Genomic DNA, 21,560 nt, shown 5'->3' on the forward strand with positions numbered 1-21,560 from the left:
GAGCTCGGCGGATAGCCGAAAACTGTGCTGCTGGGCTCACGCTGGGGCCGGCGCGTTTTCAGGCCGGACGGCCTATCCCCCGAGCCGCCGAAACACTTCCGATATAGCATGCGGCGTATAGGGCTTCGGGATGAACGCCCCGTCCGGCAGTGCCGATGGCGCCGGGCGGCCTTTGCCGGAGGTGACGATGATCTTGACCGGCGGCCAGCGGTGGCGCACTGCCGCGGCGAGCGCCAGCCCATCCATCGCGCCGGGCATATCGACATCGGTGAACAGCAGGTGGATCTCGGGGTGGGCTTCCAGCGCCCGGATGGCCTCGGCGGCGTTGCGGGCTTCTACCACGGCAAAGCCCTGGTCGCGGAGCTCGTCGGCAATGGAATAGAGCAGCAGCGCCTCATCCTCGACCACCAGCACGGTGGTGTTGCGCGTCGTCATCTGGCGGCTCCTGCATCGGATTGTTCGAGCGTTGCGCTCAAGGTTGCGACGAGGCCGTCGGGGGCGTAGTCCACGTCGACCTCGCCACCAAAATCGGAAGCCAGCACGCGCTTGATCAGCAGCGAGCCGAAGCCGCGCCGGGTCGGCGGGGTCACGGGCGGGCCGCCCGTCTCGCGCCAGACCCAAGTGAGGGTTCGCTCGCCGCGCTCGTTTGTTTCCACCGACCAGTCGATCGATACGCGGCCGGTTTCGTTGGACAGCGCGCCATATTTCAGCGCGTTGGTGCCGAGCTCGTTGACGGCCAGCGCCATCGACAGGGCCATCTTGGGCGACAGCGCGAAGCTGGGCCCGCTCAGCGCAATGCGCTCCGATGGCAGGTGGGCGGTTGCCGCCGCGATGACAGCCTGCATCGGTGCATCGGTCCAGTTCCGGCCGAGCAACGCATCATGGGCGGTGCCCAGCGCGCCCAGGCGCTGGATCAGCGCCTCCTTGCCGGCTTCGAGCGTGGTGTCGCGCAGCGTCTGGGTGGCGAGCGCCGACACCATGGCGAGCATGTTCTTGATCCGGTGCGACAGCTCGTGCGTCAGCATTTCCTGGCGTGCGTGGGCTTCCTTCTGTTCGGTAATATCCTGCACCACGCCGAACATGGTCACGGGCTCGCCCGCCTCGTCATGGATGAACTCCATGTGGCGGCTCAGCCAGCGCAGCTCGCCGGTATCGGGCCGGCGGATGCGGTATTCGACGTTCTGTGCGGCGGTCCCCGCTCGGCGCGTCTGGTCGTTGGAGCGCACGTCCCTATCCTCGGGCACCACGATGCTTTCGAACAGGCTGACATGCGCCTTGTCGCGCTGTTCGAGCCCCCACAGGTCCCAGAACTTTTCCGAGCCCTGGATGGTGCCGCTGGCGATATCGACCTCGAGCGAGGCGATGCCGGCAGCGTGCTGGCTCAGCCGGAAGCGCTGCTCGCTGCGGCGCAACTGATCCTCGATGCGCCGGCGCTCGGTGACGTCGATCACCACGCCGATGGCCCGGCCCGAGCTGAGGGTCGAACCCGGCGCCAGCTGCGAGCGGATCAGCAGCCACTTCTCGGTGCCATCGGGCCAGAGGTGTTTCATCTCCACTTCGAGATCGAGTTCGCCGCGCGCCACGGCGGCAGCGCTGATCGCCGCCACCCGTTCGGCCTCGCCGGGGGCGTAGCGCGACTGATATTCGGCCAGCGTCGGCGTCGCCTCCTCGGGGAAACCATAGAGCCGGTTGAGGGCCGGCGACGGGGTGATCTGCAGGGCGTCGATATCGAGCTCCCAGATGGCCAGCTGGCCGGCGTCGATGGCGAGCCGCAGCCGCGCCTCGCTCTCGGCCAGCCGGGTAAGCGTCGCCTTTTCGTCATCGATATCGGTATTGGTGCCGATCCACTTGCTGATCGCGCCCCTGGCGTTGCGCAGCGGCACCGCCCTGGTCAGGTACCAGCGGTAGCTGCCATCGGCGCCGCGTATCCGGAACTGCACTTCGTACGGGGTGCCGTCCTGGAGCGCCGCGGACCAGCGCTTGCCGGCCTCGGGCAGGTCGTCGGGGTGGATGATGCTGGTCCAGTTGTCGCCGTCGAGCGTGCCTTCGCTGCGGCCGCTATAGCGGTAGACGCCGGAGTTGAACCAGTCGAGCTTGCCGTCGGGCCGGGCGCTCCAGACGTGGTTGGGCATGGCCTCGGCGAACACCCGGAACTGTGCTTCGGCTTCGCGCTGCCGGGCATCGGCCCGCAGCAGCCGGAAGGTGCCCCAGGCGATCAGCACCAAGGCGACGAGCGCCGGGATGACCAGCGCCAGCACCCCCCAGGTGGCTGCCCAGTAGGAGGCGAAGGCATTGTCGCTGCTGACCGAGGCGAGGGCGACGAGATTGGTGCCGGGGACGCGGCGATAGCCGACGACGCGATTTACGCCATCGGTGGGGGAGACGGCGTCATAGCTGCCACTGGGCGCCAGGGGTAGGTAGGTGGTGAAGAGGATATACTGGCTGAGGTCCTGCGGCCCGGGCGGCGGCGGGTAGCGCGAGACCAGCTGCCCATCGTCGCGCAGCAGCCCGACGGTCGATTGCCTGTCGAGGTGCAGCGACTGCCAGACCTCCTCGAGCAGTTCGGAGTTGAACGAGATGATGGCCGCACCGGCAAACTGGCCGTTGCGCTCGATGCGCTTGCTGATGGTGAAGATCTGCTCGCCGTTCAGCCGGCTGACCAGCAGTGCCGAAACGTGGAACGGCTCGCCGGCGGCGACCGCGGCGAAATACTCCCGGTCGCGCACATCGATCGGCTTGAACTGCTCGTCGGTGGTGAGGCTGGTGGTGCCGGCGGTATCGACCACATAGATCCTGGGCTGGCCGGGCAGGGTGGAGATCGCCTCCTTGAGCTGCTCGGCCGCACCTGGTGGTGGCGCCGAGATGTCGGCCCCGAGCGTATCGTCCACCCTGAGCAGCGTCTGGCGCGCCGTCTCGAAGGCCCATTTGGCGTTGGCGGCGACCACCTGCGAGGACGAACTGGCGTCGTCATGCACGGCGCGCTTGGTATCGAAGTAACTTGCGGTCAGCAGGTAGGCGGTGCCCGCGATCAGCACCAGCAGCAAAGCCAGTATCGCCCCGACGGCCACAAGGTGTGGACGCAGCTTCATCGAAGCCGGACGGTCTGCCATATCTGAGATGCCCCCTCGCGCAACGCGCAACGCCATAAATGCCGAAGCGGCGGTTAAGTTCCATGGCGGTGGTTCGGGGCAGTTTAGCCGAAGGCCGGGTGCAAGCCTGCGTGACCGGAACCGATGGCTCCCCGGCTTCGTTGAGGACGATGGAGCCAGTGCTCCTCCAGAGGGCGCCGTGCTGCAGACGAAGTTTCATATCGTGCTCAATGCCAATTCGGGCGGCGCGACGCGGCTCGGCATTACTGCCGAGCGCCTGCACGGGCTGTTCGCCGAGCGGGGCATTGCGGTCAGTGTCGATGCCGATGCCAGCCGGCCGTTCGCCGAGCGGCTGCAAACCGCCCGCAACAGCCCGGCCGAAGCGCTGCTCTCGGCCGGAGGCGATGGCACGGTGACCGCCCTGGCCGAGGTCGCGATCGCCACCGGGCGCAGCCTCGCCGTGCTGCCGCTGGGGACCGCCAACCTTCTCGCCCGCGACCTCACCATTCCGACGACGCTCGAAGCCTGGTTCGAGGCGCTCGGCGAGATGGCCCCGCGCCGGATCGACGTGGGCGAGGTGAACGGGCAGATCTTTCTCCACAAGGTGGTGATCGGCGCGGTGCCCGGCATCGCTGCGGCGCGGGAAAAGCTGCGCGGTCACGATGGGTTTGCCGCCCGGATCGCCTTTCTCGGGCATTTCGTGCGCCGCCTGTCGCGGCTTCGCCGCTTTGCTGCCGAGATCACGCCGCGCTCGGGCGAGCCTCGGATCGAGCGGGTGCAATCGATCGCCGTCGCCAATAACGACTATGGCGAGGGGCTGGGCCAGGTGTTTCACCGGCCGCGCCTCGATGAGGGAATGTTGAGCCTCTATCTGTTGCGGCAGCTGCGCCTGCGCGATGCGCTGCGGCTGGCGACCGAGATGGTGCTTGGCTCATGGCGGAACGACGAGGTGCTCGAAATGGAGAGCGTCCGTGCGGTGGTGGTCAGGACCCGGCGCTCGCTGGTCCGGGCGATGCTCGATGGCGAGGTGGTAACCCTGCAGGGGCCGCTGCGCTTCCGCACGCTCCCTCTTGCCCTGTCGGTGCTGGCGCCGCCGGTTGCCGAGGCCGAACCGGGCCTCGTCGAGCCGGAACCGGAGGCCGGGTGAACCATGCGCATCTGCCACCTCTCGGATCTGCATTTCGGTCGCCACGATGCGAGCCTTGCCGCAGGCCTCGCCGATGACCTCGCAGCGCAGCGGCCCGACATCGTCGTGGTCAGCGGCGATTTCACCCAGCTTGGCTCGGAGAGCGAGTTTCGCGCCGCCCGGGCATTTCTCGATACGCTCGCGGTGCCGGTATTTGCCGTGCCGGGCAATCACGACGTGCCGGCCGTCAACCTGATGCGCCGCTTCCTCGATCCCTATGGCCTCTACCGGCGCTATATCGCCACCGAGCTGGAGCCGTTTGTGGAAGTCGGCGGCGTCGCCATTGCCGGGCTCAAGACCTCGCGGCGGCTGCGCGCCGGGCTGAACTGGGCGCATGGCGCGATCAATCGCGGGCAGCATCGGCGGCTCGCGGCGCGGTTCGACAAGGCCTCGCCCGACGCTCTCAGGGTGGTGGTGGCGCACCACCCGCTGATGCAGCCCGAAACAGCGGGCGAGAAACCGATGCGGCTGGTGAAGCGAGCCGACCAGGCGCTCGAGACGTTCTCGGAGCTGGGCGTGCGGCTGGTCCTCTCGGGGCACTTTCACCTGTCCTATGTCCGCAAGCACGAGCGGCCGGGCAGCGTCGTCGAAGGCGCGCCGCAGGGGCTGCGCCAGGCCGCCAATGTCCCGATCCTCGTGGCGCAGGCGTCGTCGACGATTTCGACCCGGCTGCGCGGCGAGCCCAATGGCTACAACCTGATCGATATCGAGAATGGCCGCATCTCGGTGCGGGTGCGCGACTGGAGCCGCGACCAGTGGGTGACCCGGGAGACGGCATCGGGCCTGACCTGAGGGTTGGCGCCGGACTCATCGGCCGGCTTCAGCCACCCGCTCGAGCCGCGTGACCCGGTCGGACACCGCTGCCAGCTGCGCGCCCTGCCGGACCTGCTCGACCAGCGTGGCGGTCGCCGTTTCCAGCGTCCGCTCCACGGCCCGCAGCCGGCCGTCGAAAGTCGCCCAGCCGACGGCCATGGTGACGAGCAGGCCACCGAAGGTGATGACGTGGCCGAGGTTGATGGTGAGATCGAAGCGGGGGGTGGGCATTACGGCCTCCCCAGCTTGAGCTTCAGCAGCTTCTCGAAGAGGGTCTTGCCGCGCTTCTCCAGCGCGGTGCGGCTCAATTCCTCGATGCCGGTGGCCTCGCGGTGCGGCATTTTCTTGATCGGCAGTTGCTGGCCGTCGATCACCACCTGTGGTCGGACTGTCGCGCGAAACGACTGGATCTGGCTCCAGACCAGCGCCACGAGGCCGGGCACGGCGCCCAAGGTGATCTCCCGCCAGTTGCCGGCGACGATCTTGGCGATCGCCACCTGCAGCTGGGGCGGCAGCGCGTTGTAGAAGTTGATCATGGCGAGCAGCGCGGCGCCGAGCCAGCCGCCCCAATCGAGGATGCGGCGCAGGAACCAGCCCAGGGCGGCGGAAGAGAGAAACGTGGTCATATCAATGTCCTCAGAAGGGAAGCGGGAGGGTGAAGGCGGCAACCACCAGGCCCACGGCGATGACGAGCCCGAGGATGGACCAGGCCAGCGGGCCCCAGCCTTTTGGGGGCGGGACTGGTTTGGTGGGCAGGGGCTTGGTCGGGAGCGGTGCGGGAGTGGGTTTGGCCGGCGCCGGCGGCGGCGCCATCGCGTTCAGCACGTCAGCCAGCACGGCTTCGGCGTTGCCGGCTTTGGTCAGCGAGGCGTTGATACCGTCGCCGGCATAGTAGCTCTCGCCGCGCTCCACGGTGCGATGCGCGCCCTGCTGCCGGCTGAGCACCGGGAAACTGGCCCACTCGCGCGCCAGGCGGTTGCCGAAGTCTTGCAGCGACAAGGTGTTGGCGGCGAACGGGCTCCAGCCGCGCCGCTGCAGCAAGGCGAGGCCGAACCGATCCTGCAGCTCGGGGGTGAACTTGCTCGACAGCGGCACGCCCAGCTCGGCGATGAGGCTGAGCAGCGTCGGCCGGATGATCTGGTAGCGCCCGGCCGCGCCGCTCGGCGCCTTCAGGTTGCGCACCCAGCGCTTCTGCTCGGCCAGCAACTCCTCGAGCGTCATCTCGGTGATCGGCCTGGTTAGCGCACCGGGCTTTTCATTGCGGTAGCCGATGATGGTCTCATAGCCGGCCTGGCCCTGCCGGTTGGTCTCGAGCCCGGCGATGAAGTCGAGCAGCATCGCCGCGCCGTGGGGCACGTTGGGGTTCATGGGGAGTCTCCGGTCTTTGCGAGGGGGAGGGATGCGATGTGCGGCGCTATTTGCTCAGTTGGCTCGATCTGGTAGCTTCTCCGCTACACAGGGGAGGGAGTGGAAATGTCGACCAGTGCTGCGGAAGCAAGGATGCCGTCGGGCTCCAAGCTCCCACCACACGAAGATAAGCACTCGATCCAAGTGCGATTTGTTGGCATTGGCTGGATTTGGCGTGCCCAGTTCACTGGGTACAATCGGGACGATCGCCGGTGGGGATTTGCGTTCACAAGACGCAGTGCCGATGCGGATGCCTACCTAGCCGCAGCAGAGATGTTCTATCTCGCGAGCGATTAGCCCCATGCCGCCCCCAGGATGTAGCCGAAGTCTGAGCCTCCGGCGCGGCTGACGGTTTCGGTGTGGCTACCGGTTACACCCCGTAAGTCGGCGTGAGAATATCTACACGTGGCGAGGAAGTCGGTGCGCTCTAAGGCGTCGCTCCACGTGACAGCGCCCGTGACCGAGAAGCCGTGTTGGTGCGCGTAGGTAGCCACCCTTCGCGCAGGGATCGTCATGGTCCGCGTCCAAGTATTGCTCGTTGCAGACTCGTCGGCAGGCGAAGACGGGGTTATCGACGTGTAGCCCGTGAGCAGCCAGACACCAACGGCGGCGCCAGTGTTTACCCCGTTGGCGGCACTGAGGGTCACAGTTACGTTGTTTGAGCCAGCGGCCACGACACGAGATGCGATGGCTTTTTTGTTGAGCAGGGCCGGAGCGTTGAAGTGAAGTGTACCGGCAGTCCCGCCGATCGACACCGACAAGTGCGTGCCGGACGTGTCACCTCTGATGGTGGACAGTACAAGCATCAGCCCGGCCGTCGGGGCGACAAAGCTGCCGAAGTTGTACGCGGCTGTATTGGCTGTGCTGGACGCGGAACCTAGCCACGTTAGCATTAGGGGGGCAGAAGCAACAGGCGGCACCATCCCGGAAGTATCGCGTCCATCCGTCCCTTGCGCAGGAGTTCGGCCTCTATAGCGCGGCGCTCTTCCCTGTTCGAAAGCGCGGGGAAGTATCGCTGAGGATCGAACTCTGGCCGGATGATCGCCGGCCGTTTGTTAACCCAGTGATCCGGCAGAACGAGTGGCGGCGGTAGCTCGATCATGCGTCTGCCCCTGCGTGGAGCAGTTGCTTGAGGTCATCTACGCTGAGCCCCCACGCCGCCAGCTTTTCCGCTGGCGTCGGATCGGCCGCCGGTGGCGCCACCTCCTCCAGCGCCCACTCTTCGACAACCTCTCCCTTGCGCTCCACATATCGCGGCTGCCCGACACGCTGCTTGCCCTCGGGGACGTCCACGCCACGAGCGCGCCGCAGCCCAAATCGAGCCAGTTCCTCCGCCCCCCACGATCCCTCGGCAAGCAACTGCTCCACCTTGCCCAGGTCGAGCACCTCCTCAACCGGATACGGCTCGCACGGCATCTCCGTCTGCCGGCCATCGTGATAGGTGACGGAGCAGGTTGCCACCATGCGCTCGAGGGTCTGCACGCCATGGATCGGGGTCCACGCGCCGTCGACCTGGTGAACGAGGGTCATGCGGCTCTCCTTATGATTGCGGTGACGTAGGTGCGGCTCGCCCGGATGACATAGGCGATGCCCAGTTCCTGCGCCGTGGTGATGGAGTAGGGGCCGGTCTCGACGCCATCGCAGAGCAGCCAGGCGGCGTTGAGCGTCAGGATGCGGGTGGAGGTGACGGCGCCGAACCACAGGATGCCGGTCTGGCCGGTCTTGAGGTTGGTCGGGGCCGAGAGGCTCTGGTTGCCGTTGAGCCCCAGCACGGCGTTGGCAGCGCCGCCGAAATTGAAGCCGGTGGCGAAATCCACCGCGATGCTGGTGCCGTCGGTGAGCACGGCGAGGCCCGCCGCCGCCCAGACCTGGTCGACGACCAGTGCGCGCACAGTATCGGAGCCGGTGCGATACTCGGCTGCCGTCGCAAACTCCGAAATACCCTTCGCGACGGTGCTCGCATCAGGATGGTTAGCGGCCGGCAACACGCCGGTCACAGCCGCCGCCTGGGCGAGGTTCAGCGCCCCATAGAGCGGGTCGGTCGCCCCGGCCTGCAGCACCTGGTACTGCGTGCCCTTGGCAAGCCGGGTCGGCGCGCTGGCGTTACGCACGAGGATGTCGCCCTGCGTGGTCAGGACGCTCGACGGGATGGCGCCGGTGATCCGGGCATCATCCCCCGCCGCAACCGTTCCCGCCGCAGTGCCGACATTGCGCGAGGCCGCGTTGCCGAGCAGCACGCCGCTGTCCTTGATCAGCTTGCCGCTCGTGCCGTCGAACAGCGCCACCCGGCTATCGACCGCGCTCGCCGGCCCGCCGACATTGCCGGCGGCGGTGACCACCGGGTTGGCCGGGTCGGTGTTGTCGACGGTGACGTTGGCGCCGGCGACCACCGAGGTGAGGATGCCCGGCGCGCCGCGCGGCAGGCCGAAATTGAGGATCGCGGCGCCAGGCGTCCCGACATTGACGACGCTGGCCGGAGCCCCCGGTGCCAACGTGGTGACAGCGCCCATCGTCACGGTGGCGGCGGCGCCCTGCGGGATGTTGAAATCGAAGACGGCATCGTTGGGCGTGCCGACATTGCTGACCGCAGCGGGGCTTGCCGGGCCGACCGTGGTCACCGTGCCGACGGCAATGGTGGCGGCATTGCCCTGGATGCCCTGGATACCCGCGGGGATGCCGAAGTTCAGCACCATGTCCTTGACGGTGCCGACATTGGCGACCGTGGCGGGCGAGCCAGGCGGTAAGGTGGTGACCGTGCCGACCGTGACAGTGGTGTCGAGGTCGTCGATAGCGATCAGGTCCTGCCAGTCCTGCCCCAGATAGCGCCACTGCACCATCATGCCGGTGTTTCTGAGCTCGATCTCCATCGGAAGCAGCGCCGGGGTGACGCGCAGCCGCACTTTTGGCGGCGGCACGGGTTTGGCGCGGACGGTGAATTCGGGCTGCGCCTTGATCCTCAGCCGTGGGGTGATGGTGTCGCTCATGAGCCGAACCCGCCCCCGACAAAGGCCAGCGTACCCGTGAACAGCTGCGTCGTGCCGCTGCCGTTGGTCATCCGGCAGCCCACCCGATAGGTGTTGCGGATATCGAGCGCGCCGAGTTGGGGCACGCTGAAGCGCCACTGGATGGTGCCCGGCTCGGGGATCTCGATGCTGTTGTCGGCGGTGCTGGCGAACAGCCGGCGGGCGCCATGCTCGCTCACCTCGAGCTCGAACAGCACGCCCGCCGTGGCGAGCGGCAGGTTGGTGGCGTCGTCGATCAGGTCCACCCGCTGCGCCCAATCGGCATCGTCGGTGGCAAAGAACTGCAGCTCGTACATGGCGGGCCTCAGAGTTTGATGATGACGAGTTCGAACAGCGAAGGCTGGACGTTGGGGTGCGAACCGCCGCCGCCGGTGCTGTCTGCCGTGGCGCCGGTGATCGCCGCGGTACCAGAGCCGCCGATCTGCTGGCCGGCCGCATTGCCTGCCGCGCCGGTGAAGGCCGGGTACTGCGAGGTCCCGATGCCGATGAGGCCCATGCCACCGGTGGTGGTCTGAACCGGGCCGCTGTCACTTCGGGCGGAAATCGAGGATGGGTGGCCGTGGTTGGGCATCAGCAGCGTGCCGGCATTGTGCTGGTGTGTCGGCAACTGCGCCGTGGTGAGCGTCTGGGTTGCAGAGCCCACTGTGGCGCCGAGCGTGGTGTTGGTTTCCCCGCCATCCACCGTCGCATCGGGGATCAGGTTGATATCGGCATTGCCCATGCCGCCGAGCCCGATGGCGATACGGTCGCGATAATCGGGCAGGGCAATCGTCTTGTTGGCGGCCCAGTCGCCAGCCGCCGAGGCGCCGCGCCCGCCGCTGACGGTGAGCGTGGCGTCGGCGGTCCAGAGGTGAAGGAACAGCGCCTGGCAATCGGCATTGGCGCGCTCGGTGGCGCCCGAGCTGGGCGAGCCGAGGCTGCGGCCGTTGCAGCGCACCCAGCCGGTGGGCGCCGCGGTGCCATAAAAGCCGATGCGCATGCCGGTGGTGACCAGCAGCGTCGGGTCGGTGACGCCGGGGTCGGGCGGCTCGTAATCGGCCGATTGCGGCACATCGATATCGTCGTCGTCGAAGATCAGCACGCCATTGGCGTCGGTGAGCTTCTGGCGATAGCTGCCCGGCGCCGGACTGAGATAGATCACCGGGAACATGCCGCGCGCATCGGCGAGGATCGGCTGATCATGCGCCACGCTCAGGGCGCCATCGGCATAGACCACCTGCGGCGTCGAGGTGGCGGTATCGTAGAAAGAGAGTTGGTCGCCAATGCCGAAATTGGGCACGCGCGAGCCGGGCCAGATGGCTGCCATGGGGAAGTCTCCGGGGGAGGGGGATAAGGCTGTCGGCAACTCGCAAGCAGCTTTGCGGGGCTGATCTCCGTCGCTATGCTGCGTTCCACTGCGTGGGGGCATAGATGAGGGCTGCTATTTCTCGGAACGGCACGGGCGGCCGGCGTTGCCGATGGTATTGCGGCGTCGGCGATGCACCAGCCAGGACAAGCTCCAATGTCTGAGCGAAAGCGTGCCGTGCTGACGCGCGGCGAGACCTTGTTCTGGGAAAGCGCGTATGTGATCGCGGTCGTGATCGGGATGTTTGCATTGGTGGCCGGTTCCCAGGTCAGGCCGGAGCTGAACCCGCTGCTGGTGCTGCTACTTAGCGTAGTCCCCGGCGCGATCGTCTGGATCGCAGGAAAACTCTGGAAGCCTCGTCCCGTGGCACGCGGCGATGACGTTGACATGACGCCTGATCGCTACGGGTCTTCTGACCCAGTAGTGGACGAGACGTACCAATCCAAGGGGCCACACATTTGGTACGCCTTCGCCGTTGCTGCGGTGCTGGGGCTGATCGCGACCTTTGTCTACCGGGGGCATTTTGAGGACCAAGACAGGCTCGCGCAGTTCTCAGTAATGCCTGGCCTCTTAGTAGGCGGCGTGGTCGTAGTACGATGGACCATGAGGCGGCCGTTGCTGAACGTCCAGGTCCGGCCGCTCTTTAGCTTCCTGGGGGGGCTTGTAGTGCTCACCCTCGGGGTGATCCTCTACTTGTACCAGGAGACTTTCTCACCAGAGGGGCAAATACTCGCTAGCGTCCTGGTTGGCTTCGGCTTGAGCGTCAGCTTCCTAATGTGGCTCCGCAGCGTAAAATGATGGAATTCCCTTGCGCTCCGCAGCTTCGTCATAGCCGTCTAGTGACTGGTTAGCTCTTTCGGGTTCTGATGCCTGATCTGGATCTTGAACCGCATCAGTATCGTCGCAATGGCACCTATAGTCTGCGAGACATGGGGTGGCTGGCGACGCTCGCTGTTCCGCCCGGCATCCTGGCCCCGTTCCTGGCGGCAGGGGTGCTATCATTCTTCCCACCTGTTCCGCAGTGGGTTGCCTGGGGGTTGGTGCTGGCTCCTGGCATCGCCCTGATCGTCTTGCACGAAGCCCTGGACGGAACGCGGATCAAGCGTGCAACTGAAGCGAAGGATCGGGGTCCGGCAAAGATAGGCCGATCCAAGGCGGGAACGACTGAGGATGTACCGCACGCTCGACTTCCGAAGTGAGTTCGTGTGGCTGGCGCGCGGCGCCGCCCGCCTTCCCAGCAAGGACCTTCGCCACTATGTTCGCCCGACGTTGGAGAGGGAAGGCCGTATGTTGCGCACGCTGTTTCTGGGTGTCTGGTCCCTTTTGATCGTCGGGATCAATTTGATACCGCTCGGCGTCGTCTGGTACGTGCTCGAGCGGGTAACCGACCGTACCGAGGTGCTGATCGTTACGCTCGCCGGAATGCTTTATGCGATGATCAATTCGACGGGGAGTGGAAACAACGCAGAGATTCGCGAGCTGAAGCAGGAGGTCGCCGAAGCTCGGATGGAAATGCGAAGGCTTCTCGATCCCAAAGGGAAGGAAAGAGCCATTGACGAGGTTGAGGCGCGAGAGAGGCGCAACTCGAAAGAGTTTCACAGAGCCGCGTGGAACCTGGTCCCAGCCTTGGTATCGATGGTCGTGTTCATTTGGTGCCTCGTCCGCTTCTTCGCGGTGATCTGATGCTTGGTTCGAGATGAAGCGATGTTGTCGAAGGGGCATCGGAGGCGTCGAGCGAATTGACGCTCGTTTTCCTTGCTGCAGAGCGACAGCTCAGCACGAACTGTCGTAGCAAAAGACTCATCCCGCCGAGAAGCTCTCGGGGTTCAATACGACCGATCGTCGACATAGGGCGGGAGCAGGGGATTCCCACCGTTGACGATGATATGAACCCCGTCGTTGTTGCCGAGCCCTGGAGCCAATGCGCGGAGGTCGAGCGTCCCCGTAGGTACGGGAGGGATTGCTTCGCCAAGTGCGGCGGTGGCCCGCACAATGTCAGCAGAGCGCTGGGCGTTTTGGCCGATCTGCCCTCGGGCAGCTCCTCTGACGAACGGTTGCGCCATCCTGCCGACGATTTTTGGGATGGGGAGCTCATCGAGGGCGCCGCGTAAATCGGCCTCGCTCAGGAACTTAAGGGCCTTGTTGATGTTATCGCCCTGAATGAAGTGCTTAATACCGGCAATGTCTTCTGGTGACAGTTTGGCTTTCTTTTCCCCGCTTCTCAGGATTTCGCGGAACTCATTTTTGAGGCCTTCTGGAAAATTGTCACCGAATGTTCTCGCGTTCTCGATTGCTGTCTCAATAATGTTTGTGCGCTCGAATTTCGCAAGTTGTGCCTTCGCCGCGCGCCATTGCGCCGCAGCCTCAACACCGTCGCCGGTGCCCTTGAATGCCTCCTGCGGCAAGCCGTCCATAAAGCTGTCGAGTTGCTTGAGCATACTTTTGGCGACCTCGGCTTCGCCCGGCATTTCGCTACGAGCCGCGTATTCGAAGCTCTCGTAGAGCCGCCGGAACGACTTGATTGTCATCGGCTCGTCCGCGAACTGGTCGAGCAACCTCATAGAGCCACGCACTCGATCGTAGTTCGCGACCATCTCGCCGCGGACCGTCACCCCTTCACCAACCAGGGTCTGGCCCAAGTCCTGCTTGAGGAGACTGGTAGCGGTGGGCGTTAAGACCACGTCCGCTGACTCGGCTGCCTCACGGGCTGCCTCCGCGGTAGCCTTGACGGCAGCACCGCTTGGTGCGGCGGCGATGGTCTTTGAGTCGGCAAGGTATTTGGCGCCTGCTTTGAGTCCGGCGTTGACAGCATTTCCAGCTGCATCGAGCGCGACGCCTGCGGCCATGCCGCCAGCCGCACCGGTAGCCGCACCCCAGCCACGGTCGGCAAGCGTGTCACCGCTGGCCGCGCCCGCGCCGTAAAAAGCGCCCTGAACGCCGTTGACCAGGAGGTTTGTGCCGATCCGGCCCAGGCCGGTGGCTGTGCCGGTGCCGCCGGTCACGAGTGCAGTCGGGAGTGAGCCCAGGATCTCGGCGCCATAGGCAACGATCGGGTTCTCCTGGCGAAAGGCCTCGAGGTTGCGGCGCTCGCGAGCGACACTGGAATCGTAGCGTTGCCAGAAGTCCTTGCCATCATCGCCATGCAGCAGCTGGTCGAGGCCCGCCTGGCCAAACGAAAGCAGCTCGTCACCCCACCCGAACGTCAAACCTTGCCCGGCAGCACGAGCCAGGTTCTCGGTGAGGTCCGGCTTTGCTCCCGCGGATTCGAAGCCATTCTGGGCCAAGTAGAGGCTGAGCAACGGATCCTGGGCGGCGTTGGCTGCGGCGTGTGACGTATCGACCAGCCCTGTCGGCTGCCGAGGGTTGAACGGTACACCAACCATTACTGCACCTTGCTAGCTATTGGTTGCGAGGGAGGGGCCGAAAGCGGCGCGTATGAGTCTGCGGGAGCGGTGATCGGGAATGAGGGCCAAGTTCTCCCGGGGATCGGCCATCAGGGTCTCTCCCAATTTGCGGGGCTGGAGGAGTCACCGCCGGTGAAGCCGGTAAAGGCGTAACCCCTTTGGGCCGGCGGCGATGGACGCGCTTCGCGCGGCAGAGGGTAGGGTGCGTAGGGAGAGGTCGATGCGGTGGGCTGCGGCGTCCGGGCCGTCCCCCCGAGCTGACCCGGCGAGGCATAGGCATCGGCCCGACGCTGTGTCGCTTCCTGCACCATCTGCAGCGCCAGCGGCCGCGTGTGCGGATTGGCGAACAGCGCCCGCAATTGATCGGGCGGCGTCGTCAGCCCAAACTGCGACAACGGCGCCGCAGCGTTCGCGAACTGCTGCGGCGCTTCGCGCTCGTAGCGATCGGCTTTGCCCTGCGCCACGCCCTGGTCCCATAGGTCGAGCAGGTCGGTGGGCTTGGTCTGCGAGGGCTGCGGAATGACATAGTTGGGGTAGTTCAGTGCCATCTTCGGGCTCCTCAGAAGCTTGCGGGCATTTTGGTGGTGGGGTTGACGGAGTTGCCACCGAAGCCGCCATAGCCGCCAAATGCCCCGCCCCCGAAGGCGCGGCCGGCGATGCCGGCGACGGCGCCCAGCGCGTCGAGCATGGCGCCCTGGCCGGCTTCCTTGCCGGCGGCGACCTGGTTGTTGGCGCCCATGTAGCTCGAGGCGAGGCCGCTCTCGAAATCGAGCCCGAGGCCGCGGGCGGCGACGTCGTTGCCGACGCCCTGGCCGTACATATTGTTGTAGCCCGAGAGCCCGTTCATCCAGTTGCCCCAGGCCTGGTCGGCATAGCCGGTGGCGTAGCGCATCAGGTCGAGATCGGTATTGCCGCTATCGAGCCGACCCATGGCCGAGCCCTTGCGGGCCACCGCATCGAGCCCCTGGTCGAGCGCGAACTGGTAGCCCGGCCCGGCGCGGAACGCCTCCTCGGCCCGGGCGTAGCCGTCGGCGCCGTTGAGGCCCATGGCATCGGCGTAACGGCCGGCGCCGAGCTTGCCGAGATCGAGGTAATCGCCGGTAACCCCCTGGATCCCCTCGATGATCGGCCGGCCGGTATTGCCCAGCTGGTTGATGACGCCGCGGTTCTGCTCGGCGGCCTTCTGCGTGGCCTTGCCCTTGTTGAGCCCCAGCCAGTCGCCGATGGTTTCGAAAATGTCAGCCATTTGAGGCTCCTATTTGTAAACGCGGGCGGTGAGCCTGCCGCTGCCATAGTCGAGCGGCATGCCGGTTTCGTTCTGGAAGCGGACGGAAACGGTGTTCGGGGCGGAAACCCACGCGGTGATGGTGATGCCGGCCGTCGTCAGCGAGAACGCTGCGGTGGCGAAATCGCCGAGCGCCGCGCCCGGCACCGTCACGTCGGTGGTGGCGCCGGCGCCATCGGCGAGCAGCGGCGGATCGTAAGTCGCGCTGGCTTCGAGCGGGGTCAGCTCGGCGAGTTTTCCCGCCAGCTGGTTCAGCCAGTCGTACCAGGGTTTGGTGATCGCCCCGTCGGCGTCGACCAGCCGGGCGCTCGGATGCGGGATCGGCCTCAGGCTATCCGGCGTGCTCATGCGGCGCGCTCCTCGATATCCATGGCGCCGCCGAAAAACGCGATCTCGATGGGGTCGGAGATGCTCATCTCCCAGATCCGGCCCTTGCGGCCGGTCAGCCCGGCATTGTTGATGTCGATAGGTACGTCTTCGCCCTCGGTGCCGACCCGGCGGGTCAAGGGGTTCCCCCAGCTGCGGCCGCCATCGTCGGACCAGCGGATCCGCACCACCGGGTCGGTTTCGATCGGCGAAATGCCTGCGTCGATGCCGATGCCGGTTTCGAAATCGAAGCTCGCCTTGTGGATCACGGCGCGGCCGGGGAAGCGGTGCGCCTGGTTGGAACGCAGCGTCCAGACCAGCGGGTTCGCCCCATCGCGCCGCGCCGCCGAGTTCAGCTCGAACGCTTTGCCGCTTTGAAGGTCGAAGGTGAACCACTTGCTCCAGGCGGCGATGCCATAGCGGCAGCGCCAATCGCTAAAACCATAGCTCTGCCGCTCGTGCCAGCTGCCGGTCGAGACGTCGTAGACCCAGGTCCAGCCCGGCCCGCTCAGCACCCAATAGGCGTGGCCCGCCGCCTGGTAGACCCAGGCCACCAGCTCGGCGGGGTTGGTCACCGCTTCGATCAGCCGGTTGAGGTCGGGGCCGGAGATCGGCGTGGGGTCATAGCCCTGGAGCTTGCGCACTGTGTTGTCGTTGGCGACGAAGATCACCGTATCGGCAAAGCCCGGCTCGAACCCGGCCACCGCATAGGGGGCTTTGAGCCCGATCGGCACCACCACGGAGCGGTTGAAGGCGAAGCCGGTGGGGTTGCCGGCATTGGCGTAGAATTCGAGCGAGGCGGTGCCCATCGCCATCGACCCAGCAGATCGAGTTGACCGAGGGCAGGTCGCCATCGCTGAACACGGCGACAGAGGCGCCGGAGATGTTGATCTGCGACATGCCCGAGGAGTGGACAATCAGCACATCGGGCACCGGCGCCTTCATGTTGCGGGCCATGGTGACGGGGCCGCTGCCGCCAACCGTGCCGGTGAGTTCAGTCACCACATAGCTCGAGGTGATCGAATAGACCCGGTTACCGGAAACGACATAGAGCACCGAGCCCACCAGCAGGGCGCCGCGAATGGCGGTCTGCGTGGTGGTGAAGCGGGCGATCAGCCCGGCGACGCGGCGCCAGACGATCTCGCTGCGCGAGCCGGTGGGGGCCCGCTCGGCGATGGCATTGATCAGCCGGCCGCCGGTTTCGGTGGGGTTCACGCCCGGCGCGGTGCCGGTAGGCCAGCTGATCGGGGGCATCGGAAATACTCGATTGGGGTCGGGTGAGATAAGTCCGCGCGCGTTGGCTCGGATCACTGATCGCGAGCTACGCTCAGCGCGCTGTCGGCATAGACCACCGTGTCGCGATCGAAGGCTGGTCGCTGTCGCTTCGTCCTACATGGCGAGGGTTCGGCATGGTCGATGCGGGCTATTGCCGCCTCGAGGACGCGGACCTACCGTGCGCTCCGACGCAATGGCAACGAAAGCCGGCGACGACTGTTTTGCGGTGCAAACGGCCAAGGATAGGAATCGTGCCTATGGCAAGCAAGCGACCCACCGACCTCGACCTCGACATCAACGAATACAAAGTTCGTGGCGAGGATGGAAAGTACCGGCTACGGCCGGATCGCGGCCTGAACCGCATCGGGTCGGTAGCTATGCTCGGCTTTCTGGGTTGGCTCTACATCGCCTACCTGCAGGACATCTTGCCCTGGTACGGCTTCCTGTTCATCGTCTTCATGGCATTCGCCGCCGGCGGCCTGTTCACGATGAGCCTTAAGCACATCGACTGGTGTCACTGCCCGCTGATCTCAGGCCATTGAGGCTGCGTCGTACGCGCCTCTCGGGGGTGAACTTGCCAGCCGAAACAAGAGATAGGATCCGGCTAAGACAGGCGCATCGAAACAAACGGTTGAGGGCCGATCGCCAGCCATTCATTTCGGCTGCCGGGCGATAAGGTATTGGCGGCTGTCCGCAAACAGAGAAAGCTTAAAGAATGTCGGAAATTGATGAACAGAAGCGGGCTGCGGATATACTTGAGCGCATGAATGTAACTATCCAAGGAATATATCATATCTTGGGGTTCCTAGTATCTATGATGGTATTCATAATATGTAAGTTGATGTTCTTCCCAAATTTCAGCTTCTTCTCCTGACGGTCGTCGCGTGGTGGTGGTCGCGTGGTGGTCGTCGATTTCTCCGTGGGCGGGATACTCCCGCGGCCTTAGCCGGGGCACGGCGAAGCGGCGGAGCCTCTCGCTCTCAATCGGCCCTGGCTTGATGGTGATCAGTTCACCCAGCTCGGCGAGCGGATCGCGCCGCCGCGCCGTCCGGTGCGAGAAGGCCTTTGCGGTTCGCGAGGGCCCGCACCGCGATCAAACTGATCAATGTAGCCCGGTGATGGTGGGGGCATGGTGATGCTGCCGATCTCGGCGCGCCCACGGAGCTAGCGATCGAAGGCTGATCGCTGTCGCTTCGGTACACGGCACGGTTCGGCATGACCGATGCCGCTATTGCCGCCTTGAGGACGCGGACCTACCGTAACGCTCGGACGTAGTGAGGGGATATGAATGGAATCGCAGGACACTAAGAGGGAGCGCACCACCGCCGAGGTCGCAGGCGAGCATCTGCGCGCAGAGATCGAAGTCGCCAGGGAGTTCCGCTACAAAACCTACGGATACGTCGATCTGACGATCGACCGCGCGTTCGCTGACAATGTTCTGCACAAGGAGCTTGGCCAGTTCGGCACATACGAGCTGGACTACTATATCGACGAAAAGAAGCGAGATATTCTGCTGGTGAACGGCCGCAGGGATGCAGCGCTCGCGGCCAAAGCGGCGGAGAGCGTCCACAGAGTGGTGCTCGGCCTAAGAAATCTGATCTGGACAGTGATCGTGCTGCTGATTGGGCTCATCGTAATGGTGGCGCCCATGGCGATGAAGCACTGGTCGTTATGATGGCGATCGGACCTCGCGCCGATCGGTGCTCCCGGTCGAGGCAGCGCTGATCATGGCGTCTGCCTATCCCAACTGCGATAAGCAGGAACCACCGCCTTTTCCGCGGCCGGCGCGCGTCCACCACTAGGTTGCTGTCCAGCACCCCAGAGCCCGCGCGCCAGGGCGCTGAGGAGCAGCGGAGGCGGGACGCTGTTTGCCGCTGGTACGACCCGCCCGAGGAGCGCCAGAGCCATGCGCTCGTTGGCCATGCGTTGCTCAGCCACTGCCAGGCCGCCGGTGAGGCGGTTGAAAGCCTGTAAGGCCGCGTCACCGTAATTGCCCTTCATTAACGACCAAAGGGTGCTCTCCCTCGTCGACGGATCGAGGCTGGCATCGGCGGACTTCTGCATTTCCGTAGCCAATCCCTTCTCCGCGCTCGCCTTCGTTGCCGCCATTTGAGCTTCGCCGTCGAACAATCGGGTCAGCCTGTCGGCAGTTTCCTGCCCGAAAGCTGTGACCAGCTTCTCGCGGTTCCAGGTTCCTTGGGCGCTGAGGATTTCATGCATGGCGGCGGGGTTGCTTGGTCTGGTGCCGATGATCCTAGCGATGTCGGCGATCATTCCTTGCTGGATGCGCACCGGAACGCCTGAGGGACCGATGAATTCCCCACGGGGAAGTGCACCAGCTGCGAACGCATCGCCGAAGTCTGCCGGGTGTATGACCGCATCTCTGTCGCCGTTGCGAAGTGCGAGCGCGCCGAGGTCCAATCCTTCGTGTTGCCGTGTCAGCTCGTCGAACTGATCGTCCAGCGCCCTGGTGCCCGGGACATGACCGAGTGTTTCGTCGAGCAGGAGCGCATCCTGCCTGGCCGTGATGGCGGCGGCCTCGCGAGAGGGTATGGGAGCGGGGCCAAAGATCTCCTCCAGGCCCGCTTTGATGCGATCGCCGGTGCCTGCTGCTCGCAAGCGCATCGCGTTAATCACAAGGTCCTGCGCCGGCCCCGGTTTCGACGGGATTGTGCCAAGAGTCGTCTGGAGGCGGGGCGACAAGTCACCCAGGACGGCATCAGGGCCCACTGCATTGAGCGCCGCCTCGGCGTCATCCACCCCAATCCCCGCGCGCGTTAACTCCGCAGTTATGGCCCGGCCGGGTGGGGGTGGGTCCCCGATCAATGCGAGTGGTGCGGTGAGCAGAGTCGGCACGATCGCCTCGCGGGCAGCCTTCACCGGGTCCTTGCCCTCGCGGGTGATCGCGTCGCTGGTGTTGATGAGGTATTGTGACAGTGTGCCATATCCTAAGCGCTCGGCCAGTTTGCCCTCGAAGCCTAGCAACTTCGCCAGTGTCGCGACCCTCGACGCGGCGAGATATGGCCCCATGTTGCCGATCACTTTGCCCGCGAGCGCCCCCTTCTTGTTTTGCAACTCGCGCTGCACGTTGGTGTTCAGCACGTCGGACTGGGTGATGGGGATGTCGTCGGGCTTCAGGAAATTGTGGAGATCCGCTTGCCATTGAGCGAGCTGCTTCTCGATCGGCACGCCGGCGACCGGGATACTGTTTATCGTGCTGGTGAGAGCCGCGTGGGCTTGGTCCAGCGGCTCGAGGCCAGGCTGGTACATGCTATCGGCCGAGACTGGCCTGAGCGTCGTTTCGCTCGGGAGCCTCATGTCGACCTCGTTCGGGGCCACTGAAAGACGCCGGTTCTCGCGTTGTTCGTCCGAGGTTCCGTACAAGTTGAACCTCATGCCGTCGACCTCATCCAAGGCATCTGACAGACGCTGGCTCTCGGCGTGTTGTTCGTCGGTGAGGTGCTGGTAAGGGATGTCGCCGAGGTCACGCAACCGCGAGCGCATCGCCCGCACACCTTGCTCGCTGTAGTCAGGAACGGGCGTGAAGGGCCGACTGGTGCCAAAAGCCTTGGCTCGGCTGAGCCCATATAGTGGCACGTCCCTCAAAAGTGGGGCGTTCTGCCATCTTTGCGTGCCTGGTGAAGCGAAGGGTGCGTCTTGCCAGCCCATCAGGGTTTCCTCCGAACGGAGCCATCGGGAGCGCGGAACGTCGCGCCGCTGGGCAGGGCGTCGTATCCTGCGTCATCCTTTATCGTCGCCATGAGATCTGTGGTTCTGGGGGCGGCAGTAGGGGTCGGCGATGCGACCGACTGAGGCGCTTGGCGTGCGGTGTACTGCGGTGGCTCGATGCGCTTACGCAGCAGCGCATCATTGGCAACCGCGCGTCGCGCCGTCGCCTCCTGCACCATCTGCACGGCGAACGGCCGCGTATTCGGATTGGCGAACAGCGCCCGCAACTGATCGGGCGGCGTCGTCAGCCCGAACTGGGACAGCGGCGCGGCAGCGTTCGCGAATTGCTGCGGTGCTTCGCGCTCGTAGCGATCGGCTTTGCCCTGGGCGACGCCATGGTCCCACAGGTCGAGCAGGTCGGTGAGCTTGGTCTGCGATGGCTCGGGGAGGACGTAACCAGGGTAGTTCAGTGCCATCTTCGGGCTCCTTGGAAGCTTGCGGGCACGCGGGGGGTGGGGGTGACAGAGCTGCCCGCCGCCAAAGGCGCGACAGCCATCAGAAGTACTCGATTTCCTGAGTGCGGCCGGAAAGGATGGTCGGCTTCAGGCCGCGCAGCCGCTGTTCGGCGAGGAGCCGCTTCTGCTCGTCGGGCGCCAGGCCGAAGGCGCGGGCCCGGGCATTGGCGAGCAGCACAGCGA

At 65.3% G+C, this 21,560-nt stretch carries 23 protein-coding genes; 7 read left to right on the forward strand and 16 right to left on the reverse strand.

Features of this window, described 5'->3' with window-relative positions:
* Positions 1–72: 72 nt before the first annotated feature.
* Positions 73–435 (reverse strand): response regulator, encoded by a 363-nt coding sequence (locus tag VW23_RS02865; RefSeq protein WP_069908086.1) that lies wholly within the window; start codon positions 433–435, stop codon positions 73–75.
* On the reverse strand, positions 432–3,110 hold the full coding sequence (locus VW23_RS02870; RefSeq protein WP_176730313.1) for a PAS domain-containing protein: 2,679 nt from the start codon (positions 3,108–3,110) through the stop codon (positions 432–434). The genes VW23_RS02865 and VW23_RS02870 overlap by 4 nt, the downstream gene beginning before the upstream one ends.
* A gap of 178 nt (positions 3,111–3,288) precedes the next feature.
* On the opposite strand from VW23_RS02870, the gene VW23_RS02875 reads away from it, so the two are divergent.
* Positions 3,289–4,236, forward strand: a complete 948-nt coding sequence (locus VW23_RS02875; protein WP_069908088.1) for a diacylglycerol/lipid kinase family protein — start codon at positions 3,289–3,291, stop codon at positions 4,234–4,236.
* A gap of 3 nt (positions 4,237–4,239) precedes the next feature.
* Entirely contained in the window at positions 4,240–5,067 is an 828-nt protein-coding gene (locus VW23_RS02880) for a metallophosphoesterase family protein (RefSeq protein ID WP_069908089.1), read from the forward strand.
* A 15-nt stretch (positions 5,068–5,082) separates the two neighbouring features.
* Here VW23_RS02880 and VW23_RS02885 read toward each other — a convergent pair whose 3' ends face one another.
* The 7 genes from VW23_RS02885 to VW23_RS02925 all read right to left on the reverse strand — a co-directional run bounded on the left by VW23_RS02885 (position 5,083) and on the right by VW23_RS02925 (position 10,824).
* The gene (locus tag VW23_RS02885) at positions 5,083–5,319 is read right to left on the reverse strand and encodes a hypothetical protein (RefSeq protein WP_069908090.1); all 237 of its coding nucleotides are present in this window, start codon (positions 5,317–5,319) and stop codon (positions 5,083–5,085) included.
* A complete protein-coding gene (locus VW23_RS02890) occupies positions 5,319–5,714 on the reverse strand; it encodes a hypothetical protein (protein ID WP_069908091.1) in 396 nt (131 codons plus the stop codon). The genes VW23_RS02885 and VW23_RS02890 overlap by 1 nt, the downstream gene beginning before the upstream one ends.
* Positions 5,715–5,724: 10 nt before the next feature.
* On the reverse strand, positions 5,725–6,456 hold the full coding sequence (locus tag VW23_RS02895; protein ID WP_069908092.1) for a lysozyme family protein: 732 nt from the start codon (positions 6,454–6,456) through the stop codon (positions 5,725–5,727).
* A gap of 1,137 nt (positions 6,457–7,593) precedes the next feature.
* The gene (locus tag VW23_RS02910) at positions 7,594–8,025 is read right to left on the reverse strand and encodes a hypothetical protein (protein WP_069908095.1); all 432 of its coding nucleotides are present in this window, start codon (positions 8,023–8,025) and stop codon (positions 7,594–7,596) included.
* Positions 8,022–9,479, reverse strand: a complete 1,458-nt coding sequence (locus tag VW23_RS02915) for a hypothetical protein (RefSeq protein ID WP_069908096.1) — start codon at positions 9,477–9,479, stop codon at positions 8,022–8,024. Before VW23_RS02915 ends, VW23_RS02910 begins: the two co-directional genes overlap by 4 nt.
* Complete coding sequence (locus VW23_RS02920; protein ID WP_069908097.1) at positions 9,476–9,814, reverse strand: hypothetical protein; 339 nt, start codon at positions 9,812–9,814, stop codon at positions 9,476–9,478. The genes VW23_RS02915 and VW23_RS02920 overlap by 4 nt, the downstream gene beginning before the upstream one ends.
* An 8-nt stretch (positions 9,815–9,822) precedes the next feature.
* On the reverse strand, positions 9,823–10,824 hold the full coding sequence (locus tag VW23_RS02925; protein WP_069908098.1) for a hypothetical protein: 1,002 nt from the start codon (positions 10,822–10,824) through the stop codon (positions 9,823–9,825).
* Positions 10,825–11,019: 195 nt separating this feature from the next.
* Between VW23_RS02925 and VW23_RS02930 the strand changes: the two genes are divergently transcribed.
* The 3 genes from VW23_RS02930 (at position 11,020) to VW23_RS02935 (ending at position 12,546) form a co-directional block, all read left to right on the forward strand.
* The gene (locus VW23_RS02930) at positions 11,020–11,661 is read left to right on the forward strand and encodes a hypothetical protein (protein WP_069908099.1); all 642 of its coding nucleotides are present in this window, start codon (positions 11,020–11,022) and stop codon (positions 11,659–11,661) included.
* A 68-nt stretch (positions 11,662–11,729) separates the two neighbouring features.
* The gene (locus tag VW23_RS28470) at positions 11,730–12,062 is read left to right on the forward strand and encodes a hypothetical protein (protein ID WP_141728199.1); all 333 of its coding nucleotides are present in this window, start codon (positions 11,730–11,732) and stop codon (positions 12,060–12,062) included.
* Positions 12,034–12,546: a hypothetical protein gene (locus VW23_RS02935; protein ID WP_069908100.1), complete on the forward strand. Its 513-nt coding sequence runs from the start codon at positions 12,034–12,036 to the stop codon at positions 12,544–12,546. The genes VW23_RS28470 and VW23_RS02935 overlap by 29 nt, the downstream gene beginning before the upstream one ends.
* A gap of 143 nt (positions 12,547–12,689) precedes the next feature.
* On the opposite strand, the gene VW23_RS02940 is transcribed toward VW23_RS02935, so the two are convergent.
* The 5 genes from VW23_RS02940 to VW23_RS02960 form a co-directional block, all read right to left on the reverse strand.
* Positions 12,690–14,246 carry a hypothetical protein gene (locus VW23_RS02940; protein WP_069908101.1) on the reverse strand — a complete coding sequence of 519 codons (1,557 nt, stop codon included), beginning with the start codon at positions 14,244–14,246 and terminating at the stop codon, positions 12,690–12,692.
* Between the two features lie 110 nt (positions 14,247–14,356).
* A complete protein-coding gene (locus VW23_RS02945) occupies positions 14,357–14,815 on the reverse strand; it encodes a hypothetical protein (protein ID WP_069908102.1) in 459 nt (152 codons plus the stop codon).
* Positions 14,816–14,826: 11 nt separating this feature from the next.
* Complete coding sequence (locus tag VW23_RS02950) at positions 14,827–15,513, reverse strand: hypothetical protein (protein ID WP_069908103.1); 687 nt, start codon at positions 15,511–15,513, stop codon at positions 14,827–14,829.
* A 9-nt stretch (positions 15,514–15,522) separates the two neighbouring features.
* Positions 15,523–15,900, reverse strand: coding sequence for a hypothetical protein (locus VW23_RS02955; RefSeq protein ID WP_069908104.1), 378 nt, complete (start codon positions 15,898–15,900; stop codon positions 15,523–15,525).
* Positions 15,897–16,727: a hypothetical protein gene (locus tag VW23_RS02960; RefSeq protein ID WP_176730314.1), complete on the reverse strand. Its 831-nt coding sequence runs from the start codon at positions 16,725–16,727 to the stop codon at positions 15,897–15,899. Before VW23_RS02960 ends, VW23_RS02955 begins: the two co-directional genes overlap by 4 nt.
* A gap of 723 nt (positions 16,728–17,450) precedes the next feature.
* On the opposite strand from VW23_RS02960, the gene VW23_RS02965 reads away from it, so the two are divergent.
* Positions 17,451–17,735 (forward strand): hypothetical protein, encoded by a 285-nt coding sequence (locus VW23_RS02965; RefSeq protein ID WP_069908106.1) that lies wholly within the window; start codon positions 17,451–17,453, stop codon positions 17,733–17,735.
* 746 nt (positions 17,736–18,481) lie between these two features.
* The gene (locus VW23_RS02970; protein WP_069908107.1) at positions 18,482–18,868 is read left to right on the forward strand and encodes a hypothetical protein; all 387 of its coding nucleotides are present in this window, start codon (positions 18,482–18,484) and stop codon (positions 18,866–18,868) included.
* A 50-nt stretch (positions 18,869–18,918) separates the two neighbouring features.
* Here VW23_RS02970 and VW23_RS02975 read toward each other — a convergent pair whose 3' ends face one another.
* Positions 18,919–20,862 carry a hypothetical protein gene (locus VW23_RS02975; RefSeq protein WP_069908108.1) on the reverse strand — a complete coding sequence of 648 codons (1,944 nt, stop codon included), beginning with the start codon at positions 20,860–20,862 and terminating at the stop codon, positions 18,919–18,921.
* Positions 20,862–21,338, reverse strand: a complete 477-nt coding sequence (locus VW23_RS02980) for a hypothetical protein (RefSeq protein ID WP_069908109.1) — start codon at positions 21,336–21,338, stop codon at positions 20,862–20,864. Before VW23_RS02980 ends, VW23_RS02975 begins: the two co-directional genes overlap by 1 nt.
* Between the last annotated feature and the right edge of the window lie 222 nt (positions 21,339–21,560).

The organism is Devosia insulae DS-56, from assembly GCF_000970465.2.
In the GTDB taxonomy this organism is placed as follows: Bacteria; Pseudomonadota; Alphaproteobacteria; order Rhizobiales; family Devosiaceae; genus Devosia_A; species Devosia_A insulae.

Bases quoted from the DNA above. Each gene is read 5' to 3' on its own strand.
- VW23_RS02865 (WP_069908086.1), bottom strand. From the start codon at position 435: ATGACGACGCGCAACACCACCGTGCTGGTGGTCGAGGATGAGGCGCTG.
- VW23_RS02870 (WP_176730313.1), bottom strand. From the start codon at position 3,110: ATGGCAGACCGTCCGGCTTCGATGAAGCTGCGTCCACACCTTGTGGCC.
- VW23_RS02880 (WP_069908089.1), top strand. From the start codon at position 4,240: ATGCGCATCTGCCACCTCTCGGATCTGCATTTCGGTCGCCACGATGCG.
- VW23_RS02885 (WP_069908090.1), bottom strand. From the start codon at position 5,319: ATGCCCACCCCCCGCTTCGATCTCACCATCAACCTCGGCCACGTCATC.
- VW23_RS02890 (WP_069908091.1), bottom strand. From the start codon at position 5,714: ATGACCACGTTTCTCTCTTCCGCCGCCCTGGGCTGGTTCCTGCGCCGC.
- VW23_RS02895 (WP_069908092.1), bottom strand. From the start codon at position 6,456: ATGAACCCCAACGTGCCCCACGGCGCGGCGATGCTGCTCGACTTCATC.
- VW23_RS02910 (WP_069908095.1), bottom strand. From the start codon at position 8,025: ATGACCCTCGTTCACCAGGTCGACGGCGCGTGGACCCCGATCCATGGC.
- VW23_RS02915 (WP_069908096.1), bottom strand. From the start codon at position 9,479: ATGAGCGACACCATCACCCCACGGCTGAGGATCAAGGCGCAGCCCGAA.
- VW23_RS02920 (WP_069908097.1), bottom strand. From the start codon at position 9,814: ATGTACGAGCTGCAGTTCTTTGCCACCGACGATGCCGATTGGGCGCAG.
- VW23_RS02925 (WP_069908098.1), bottom strand. From the start codon at position 10,824: ATGGCAGCCATCTGGCCCGGCTCGCGCGTGCCCAATTTCGGCATTGGC.
- VW23_RS02930 (WP_069908099.1), top strand. From the start codon at position 11,020: ATGTCTGAGCGAAAGCGTGCCGTGCTGACGCGCGGCGAGACCTTGTTC.
- VW23_RS28470 (WP_141728199.1), top strand. From the start codon at position 11,730: ATGCCTGATCTGGATCTTGAACCGCATCAGTATCGTCGCAATGGCACC.
- VW23_RS02935 (WP_069908100.1), top strand. From the start codon at position 12,034: ATGTACCGCACGCTCGACTTCCGAAGTGAGTTCGTGTGGCTGGCGCGC.
- VW23_RS02940 (WP_069908101.1), bottom strand. From the start codon at position 14,246: ATGGTTGGTGTACCGTTCAACCCTCGGCAGCCGACAGGGCTGGTCGAT.
- VW23_RS02945 (WP_069908102.1), bottom strand. From the start codon at position 14,815: ATGGCACTGAACTACCCCAACTATGTCATTCCGCAGCCCTCGCAGACC.
- VW23_RS02950 (WP_069908103.1), bottom strand. From the start codon at position 15,513: ATGGCTGACATTTTCGAAACCATCGGCGACTGGCTGGGGCTCAACAAG.
- VW23_RS02955 (WP_069908104.1), bottom strand. From the start codon at position 15,900: ATGAGCACGCCGGATAGCCTGAGGCCGATCCCGCATCCGAGCGCCCGG.
- VW23_RS02960 (WP_176730314.1), bottom strand. From the start codon at position 16,727: ATGGGCACCGCCTCGCTCGAATTCTACGCCAATGCCGGCAACCCCACC.
- VW23_RS02965 (WP_069908106.1), top strand. From the start codon at position 17,451: ATGGCAAGCAAGCGACCCACCGACCTCGACCTCGACATCAACGAATAC.
- VW23_RS02970 (WP_069908107.1), top strand. From the start codon at position 18,482: ATGGAATCGCAGGACACTAAGAGGGAGCGCACCACCGCCGAGGTCGCA.
- VW23_RS02975 (WP_069908108.1), bottom strand. From the start codon at position 20,862: ATGGGCTGGCAAGACGCACCCTTCGCTTCACCAGGCACGCAAAGATGG.
- VW23_RS02980 (WP_069908109.1), bottom strand. From the start codon at position 21,338: ATGGCACTGAACTACCCTGGTTACGTCCTCCCCGAGCCATCGCAGACC.